General features: G+C 77.0%; 7 protein-coding genes. 5 read left to right on the top strand and 2 right to left on the bottom strand.

The window, feature by feature from the left end; genetic code table 11:
• Positions 1-890, bottom strand: an 890-nt coding sequence (locus FHL80_RS24505) for a hypothetical protein (RefSeq protein ID WP_138735939.1), incomplete at its 3' end; no start/stop codon positions are given.
• Between the two features lie 82 nt (positions 891-972).
• On the bottom strand, positions 973-1,635 hold the full coding sequence (locus tag FHL80_RS24500) for a sigma-70 family RNA polymerase sigma factor (protein WP_246078933.1): 663 nt from the start codon (positions 1,633-1,635) through the stop codon (positions 973-975).
• A gap of 167 nt (positions 1,636-1,802) precedes the next feature.
• Between FHL80_RS24500 and FHL80_RS24495 the strand changes: the two genes are divergently transcribed.
• The 5 genes from FHL80_RS24495 (at position 1,803) to hemC (ending at position 6,912) form a co-directional block, all read left to right on the top strand.
• Positions 1,803-3,440 carry an AMP-binding protein gene (locus FHL80_RS24495; RefSeq protein WP_138735937.1) on the top strand — a complete coding sequence of 546 codons (1,638 nt, stop codon included), beginning with the start codon at positions 1,803-1,805 and terminating at the stop codon, positions 3,438-3,440.
• The gene (locus tag FHL80_RS24490; protein WP_138735936.1) at positions 3,433-3,678 is read left to right on the top strand and encodes a glutaredoxin family protein; all 246 of its coding nucleotides are present in this window, start codon (positions 3,433-3,435) and stop codon (positions 3,676-3,678) included. The genes FHL80_RS24495 and FHL80_RS24490 overlap by 8 nt, the downstream gene beginning before the upstream one ends.
• Before the next feature lie 221 nt (positions 3,679-3,899).
• Positions 3,900-4,592, top strand: a complete 693-nt coding sequence (locus FHL80_RS24485; RefSeq protein WP_138735935.1) for a redox-sensing transcriptional repressor Rex — start codon at positions 3,900-3,902, stop codon at positions 4,590-4,592.
• Complete coding sequence (locus FHL80_RS24480; RefSeq protein ID WP_138735934.1) at positions 4,589-5,974, top strand: glutamyl-tRNA reductase; 1,386 nt, start codon at positions 4,589-4,591, stop codon at positions 5,972-5,974. The genes FHL80_RS24485 and FHL80_RS24480 overlap by 4 nt, the downstream gene beginning before the upstream one ends.
• A gap of 5 nt (positions 5,975-5,979) precedes the next feature.
• Positions 5,980-6,912 (top strand): hydroxymethylbilane synthase, encoded by a 933-nt coding sequence (gene hemC / locus FHL80_RS24475; protein ID WP_246078932.1) that lies wholly within the window; start codon positions 5,980-5,982, stop codon positions 6,910-6,912.
• Positions 6,913-6,935: the final 23 nt, after the last annotated feature.

The raw sequence follows: 6,935 nt of genomic DNA, 5'->3' as shown, positions 1-6,935 counted from the left end.
GCGGGGCAGGGAGCGGGTCGTGGCCCGAGCTCGTCGGTGCCCGCGGTCGACGGGCCGCCGGGGCAGCCCAGCGCCCGTCCGAGGTCGTCGCCGCGCACCGCGACCCGGACCGCCAGGTCGCGGGAGGCGGAGAGGGCCGCCTCGGACCCGGTCGGGACGGCCCGGGACAGCCGGTCGATGCCGGCCTGCTGCTCGTCGGCCCAGCCGGTGAGCACCGCGAGGGCGTCGGTGTCGGAGTGCGCGAGTGCCGCGGCGGTGAGCGCCGCGGTGCCCGCCGTGGTCTGCGCGTCCATCGTCTGCAGGGTGTCCACGACGAGGTGGACGTCCGGGCCGGCGGCCAGCACCCCGCCGCCGCGGGGAGCGGCCCCGACGGCGGGCGCCGCGTCCGGCTGCACCCCGACGAGCCGGCCGAGCTCGTCGAGCCGGGTGGTCGCGAAGCCGAGCAGGGTCAGTCCCCGGTCGTCGCCGGCCAGCGCGAGCCGGGTCTGCTCCCCGCCTCGCTTCAGGTCGTACAGCAGGTCTCCCGGCCGGGCGCCCTGGGCGAGGGCGAGCAGCCCGCCGAGCGCGGCGAGGGTCAGCGCCGCCCCGGTCATCCCCGCCGTCACCCGCGCCCGCCAGCGGGCTGCCGGCCCGCCCGCGGGGCCGGCGAGCAGCCGGCGCAGCGCCCCGCTCCGCACCGGAGGACGACGGGTGGCGCGCGCCGCCGCGGGACTCCGGACGGCGGCCATCGCGACCAGCCGGGCCCGGGTGGCCGCGCGGAAGTCCTCGTCCGGCGTCACGGCGAGCTCGGCCGACAGTGCCTGCAGCCGCCCGACCAGCGCCTCCTCCGAGCGGACGGGGTCGACGCGAGGGCGGGGATCCCCCGTCGCACCGTTGCCTTGCCCTGTCACCGTGTCCCCCCGCGTCCCCGTCGCGCGGGGTGCCGCCGGACCGGGCACCCCTGACCGCTCAACGACCCGGCCGCACCGGCCGTTACGGGGTGCCGGCCGGTGATCGCTGCGGAGGTCCCCCCACCGGTTCCCGCAGCCCCTCGGGCAACAGGGTGGCCAGCCGGCGCACCGCCCGGTGCTGGAGCGCCTTCACGGCGCCGTCCTTCTTGCCCATCGCGGCCGCCGTCTCGGCCACCGACAGGCCCTGCACGAAACGCAGCAGCAGGCACTCGCGCTGCTCGTCGGACAGCTGCGCGACCCCGGCCATCAGCTCGGCGTCGGCCAGCCGCTGCAGCACCGTCTCCTCCGGGCCGGCGGTGGCCCGGTCGGCGTCCCGCATGTCGGCGGTCGGCACCTCCAGCCGGTGGCGGCTGCTCTTCACGTGGTCCAGCACGATGTTCCGGGCGATGGTGACCAGCCAGGCGCCCACGTCGCGGCCTTGGAAGGTGAGCGAGTCGATCCGGCGCAGCGCGCGGACGAACGTCTCGCTGGTGAAGTCCTCGGCCGTCGCCCGGTTCCCGACCTTGTGGAACAGGTAGCGGAAGACGACGTCGACGTAGCGGTCGTAGAGCTCCCCGAAGCCCTCGGCGTCCCCGGCCTGGGCCCGGCGGACGAGCTCCCAGACGGCGCGCTGGTCCTCGGGCGGCGCGAGGACGGCGGCCGCGTCGGGCAGCGCGGGTGCCGGGGTGGGCCGGGCGCGGGTCATGCCGGTCCCGGACCTCCTCACGCCCCACCTGACGGGAACCCGGGCCCTCGTCCGGTCCGAGCACGCGCGGCAACGCTGCGGCCCGCGCCCCATGGTGACAACATCGTGGCGCTGCGTCCACGCGACCCCGCCGCTGGCCGGTCGCCCCGATCCCGCGGAGGTCCGTCGTGCCGGTCGACGAGGTGCCGGCTGCCGACGTGGCCGCGGCGCGGCCCGGTGAGGTCCGGTCCTTCTCCGCGCTGGTCCGCCGGGCGGCCGCCGCTGCCGGGAGCGCACCGGCACTGGTCGCCGGCGACGTCCGGCTGAGCTGGGCGGAGCTCGACGCCCGGGTCGACCGGGCCGCGGCCGGGTACCTCGACCGGGAGCTCCACCCCGGCGACCGGGTCGCGGTCCAGCTCCGCAACGGCGTCGACTGGGTGGTCGCGGTGATGGGCGCGCTGCGGGCGGGTCTGGTGGTGGTGCCGGTCAACACGGCCTTCACCGACCCGGAGACCGAGCACCTGCTCGGCGACTCCGGGGCCCGGCTGCTGGTCGTGGACACCGCGCGGCAGGAGCTCGCCGGGGTCCCGGTCAGCGTCGGCCCGCCGGCCTCGGACGCCCCGGCCCCCGCCGACCCCGAGGACCCGGCCGCGCTGGCGCTGCTGGCGTACACCAGCGGCACCACCGGGCGCCCCCGCGGCGCGATGCTCACCCACGCCGCGCTGCTGGCCAACCAGCAGCAGCTGCTGGGGCTGGACCCGGCGCCGGTGCGCACCGGCGACCGGGTGCTGCTGGTGCTCCCGCTCTTCCACGTCTACGCCTTCAACGCCGGCTGGGGCCTGGTCGCCGAGACCGCCGCCTGCGCCGTGCTGGTCGAGGAGTTCGACCCGGTGGGCACGCTCCGGCTGATGGCCGACGAGGAGGTCACCGCCGTCCTCGGGGCGCCGCCGATGTACGCCGCCTGGCTGGCCGCGGCCGATGCGGCCGGCAGCGACGCCGTCCTGCGCCGCGGCTTCGCCGCGGTGCGGACCGCCAGCTGCGGCGCCGCGCCCATGCCCGGCGCGCTGTTCGAGGCGATGCGCGCCCGGGCCGCGGTCACCGTCTGGGAGGGCTACGGCCTCACCGAGGCCGGGCCGGTGCTCACCAGCACGCTGGCCACCGGCCGGGCGAAACCCGAGTGCATCGGCGGCCCGCTGCCCGGGGTCCAGCTCGCCCTGCGCGACACCGCCGGCGGCCCGACCGCCGGCCCGGACCCGGGCAGCCACGTCCGGGACGACGTCTTCGGTGACCCCTTCGCCGACGAGGACGGTGCCGAGGACGCCGGGGAGATCTGCGCCCGCGGCCCGAACCTGTTCAGCGGGTTCTGGCCCGACGGCGCCGACGGGCCGGACGCCGACGGCTGGCTGGCCACCGGCGACATCGCCTACCGCGATGCCGACGGCGACCTGCGGCTGGTCGACCGGCGCCGCGACCTGGTCCTGGTCAGCGGCTTCAACGTCTACCCCGGCGAGGTGGAGCGCGTGCTGGACGGGCACCCGGACGTGGCCGAGAGCGCGGTCATCGGCGTGCCCGACCCGCGCACCGGGGAGGCCGTGCACGCCGTCGTCGTCCGCACCCCGGACGGCGCGGTCACCGAGCAGCAGCTGCGCGAGCACGCGGCCCGCTCGCTGGCCCGGTTCAAGGTGCCGGTGGGCGTGCACTTCGTCGCCGAGCTGCCGCACTCGCTGGCCGGCAAGGTCAGCCGGGCGCGGTTGCGGGAGCTGGGCCTGGAGCGGGCTGCGGCAGCCGCCGCAGCCGCCGCGGCAGCGGAGGACACCGGTGCCTGAGCGGGTCCAGCTGCTCACCCGCGAGGGCTGCCACCTCTGCGTGGTCGCCGCGGAGACGCTGACCAGGATCGCCGGCGAGGAGGCCGGCCTGCCCGTCGAGCTGGTCGACGTCGACGCCGACCCGGAGCTGCGGGCCGAGTACGGCGACCTGGTGCCGGTGGTGCTGCTCGACGGCCGGGAGCACAGCGTCTTCACCGTCGACGTCGTCCGGCTGCGCCGGGACCTGGGCCTCGGCTGACCCGCGGGCGCCCCGGACCGGTGGCCCGGGGCGTGGTCCTGGACACAGCGGGGCCCCGCGACCTGCACGGACGCTTCCCGCGACTTTGTTCAGGCGTTCACAAGCGGTTACCGTGGCAGACGTCGGACGCCCTCGCGCCCGCACGTCGAGTGTCTCAGTCCGAAGTCCCCCGATCGTCCCCGGGTCCCAGCCGGTCGCGATCGGATGTTGTGGAGTCTGCCGTGTCGGAGTCGCGGCCCCGGATCGTCCCGGAGGCCACCGTCGCTCGTCTGGCCGTGTACCTGCGGGTGCTGGCCGGTCTCGCCGACGGCGGCCGCAGCTCCGTCTCCTCCGGTGAGCTGGCGTCCGCCGCCGGGGTGAACCCGGCCGGGCTGCGCAAGGACCTCTCCTACCTGGGCCCGTGCGGCGTCCGCGGCGTGGGTTACTCCGTGGCCGGTCTGCGGGAGCGGCTCACCGAGGTCCTCGGCGGGGAGCGGTCGCGTCCGTGCGTGCTGGTCGGCATCGGACGGCTCGGCTCCGCGCTGGCCGACTACGCCGGGTTCGCCAGCCGGGGCTTCGAGTTCGTCGGGCTCCTCGACAGCGACCCGCGCACGGTGGGCACCGAGGTCGGGGGGCTCCCGGTCCACCCGGCCGAGGAGCTCGAGGCCGTCGTCGCCCGCACCGGGGCGACCATCGGCGTCATCACGACACCGGCCGAGGTGGCGCAGACGGTCTGCGACCGGCTCGTCGCGGCCGGGGTCAGGAGCATCTTGAACTTCGCGCCGGTGGCCTTGACCGTCCCTGCAGGCGTCGACGTCCGGAAGGTCGACCTGTCGGTGGAGCTGCAGGTGCTGGCCTTCCTCGACCAGCAGCGCGACGGCTCCGCGCCGGTGGTCGCCGCCCTGCGCGCCGACGCCCGGGAGCCGGTCCGATGAGCCTCCTCGCCGTCGGCATCAGCCACCAGACCGCGCCGGTCGCCCTGCTCGAGCAGGTGGCCATGAGCGGTCACGACACCGTCAAGACGCTGCACGAGCTGGTCGGCGCCGAGCACGTCACCGAGGCGCTGGTCCTGGCCACCTGCAACCGGATCGAGGTCTTCGCCGAGGTCGACCGCTTCCACGGCGGGATCACCGACGTCAGCCACGTCCTCGCCCGGCACGCCGGCGCGACGGTGGAGGAGCTCTCCCCGTACGTGACCGTGCACTACGAGGACCAGGCGATCGCGCACCTGTGCACCGTCGCCGCCGGCCTGGACTCCATGGTCGTCGGTGAGACCCAGGTCCTCGGCCAGCTCCGGGCGGCCTACGCGCTGGCCCAGGAGGAGGGCACGATCGGGCGCGAGCTGCACCCGATCGCCCAGCGCGCGCTGCGCGTGGGCAAGCGGGTGCACGCCGAGACCGGCATCGACAAGGCCGGTGCCTCGCTGGTCTCCGTCGCCCTCGACCGGGTGACCGACACCCTCGGCGAGCTGGCCGGCCGGCCGGTGCTGGTGGTCGGCGCGGGCTCGATGGGCGCTCTGGCGGCCACGACGCTGGCCCGCCGCGGCGCCGCGGTCACCGTCAGCAGCCGCACGCCGGCCAGCGCGGCACGGCTCGCGGAGTCCGTCGGCGGGCGCCAGGCGGACCTCGAGCGACTGGCCGAGGAGCTCACCGCCGCCGACGTGCTGGTCACCTGCACCGGCGCGACCGGCACGGTCATCGGCACCGACGTGGTCTCCACCGCGCTCGCCGGCCGCGGCGGGCGCCCGCTGGTGATCGTCGACCTGGCGCTGCCCCGCGACGTCGACACCGCCGTCGCCGGGCTGCCCGGCGTGCACGTGGTCGACCTGGCGATGCTGCAGGGCGAGCGGGCCGCGCACCCCGGCCGGCCGGTGGCCGGCTCGGTCGCCGCCGACGACATCGCCGCCGCGCACGCCCTGGTCGAGCTGGAGACCTCCCTGCTGCGCGCCGAGCGGCAGGCCGCTGCGGTGGCGCCGACCGTCTCCGCGCTGCGCAGCCAGGCCGCCGAGGTGGTCGACGCGGAGCTGCTGCGGCTGTCCACCCGGCTGCCCGACCTGGACGCCAAGGCCCGCAGCGAGATCGCCCGCACCGTCCGCCGGGTCGTGGACAAGCTGCTGCACGAGCCGACCGTGCGGGTCAAGGAGCTGGCCAGCGCCCCGAACGGCACCGACTACGCCGACGCGCTGCGCGCGCTCTTCGGCCTCGGCCTCGACGGTGACACCAGCCTGTCCCGCGCGGTGTCGGTCGACCCGCAGCTGCCGGCCGGCACCACGCTGGCCGCCCTCGACGTCCTCTCGGTCGAGGGGGCCCCGGAGTGACCGGCGTGCAGACCACCACCCTCCGGCTCGGCACCCGGGCCAGCCAGCTCGCGCTGACCCAGTCCCAGCTGGTCGCCGACGCGCTGAGCAGCTCCAGCGGCATGCCGGTGGAGCTGGTGCACGTGAGCACCTACGGCGACCGGTCGACCGAGGCGATCGCCCAGCTCGGCGGCACCGGCGTCTTCGTCAGCGCCCTGCGCGACGCGCTGCACGCCGGCACCGTCGACCTGGCCGTGCACAGCTTCAAGGACCTGCCGACCGCGCCCACCCCGGGGCTCACCGTGGCCGCCGTACCGGCCCGCGAGGACCCGCGCGACGTGCTCGTCGCCCGCGACGGGCTGACCCTCGGTGAGCTGCCCCCGGGTGCCCGGATCGGCACCGGGGCGCCGCGACGGATGGCCCAGCTGCGCGCGCTCGGGCTCGGCCTGGAGGTCGTGCCGATCCGCGGCAACGTCGACACCCGGATGGGCAAGGTCGCCTCCGGCGAGCTGGACGCCGTCGTCCTGGCCCGCGCCGGGCTGGCCCGGATCGGCCGGCTGTCGGCGGTCACCGAGACGCTGGACCCGATCCAGGTCCTGCCTGCGCCGGCGCAGGGGGCGCTGGCCGTGGAGTGCCGCAGCGACGACACCCGCGTCCGGGAGCTGCTCGCCGCGCTCGACGACCCCGCGGCGCGGGCCTGCGTGGCCGCCGAGCGCGCCGTGCTCGCCGCGCTCGAGGCCGGCTGCAGCGCGCCCGTCGCCGCCCACGCCGAGCTCACCGAGGCCGAGGACGGCTCCGCCGAGCTCTGGCTGCGCGCCTCGGTCACCGCGATCGACGGCAGCGACTCCGTCCGCGACTCGATCTCCGGACCGGCTCCCGAGGCCGAGTCCCTCGGCCGACAGCTCGCCGCCGAGCTGCTCGACCGGGACGCCGCCGCGCTGATGGCCGTCAGCCGGTGACCGCACACCCCGGGCAGCAGCGC

This window comes from Modestobacter excelsi (assembly GCF_005930495.1).
Lineage (GTDB): Bacteria > Actinomycetota > Actinomycetes > Mycobacteriales > Geodermatophilaceae > Modestobacter > Modestobacter excelsi.
Note: the sequence above shows the minus strand (reverse complement) of the source record. Positions and strands in the feature narration are given on the sequence as shown.

What these genes read in the sequence shown, in the direction of transcription:
- FHL80_RS24500 (WP_246078933.1), bottom strand. Translation starts at nt 1,635, where the DNA reads ATGACCCGCGCCCGGCCCACCCCGGCACCCGCGCTGCCCGACGCGGCC.
- FHL80_RS24480 (WP_138735934.1), top strand. Translation starts at nt 4,589, where the DNA reads ATGAGCCTCCTCGCCGTCGGCATCAGCCACCAGACCGCGCCGGTCGCC.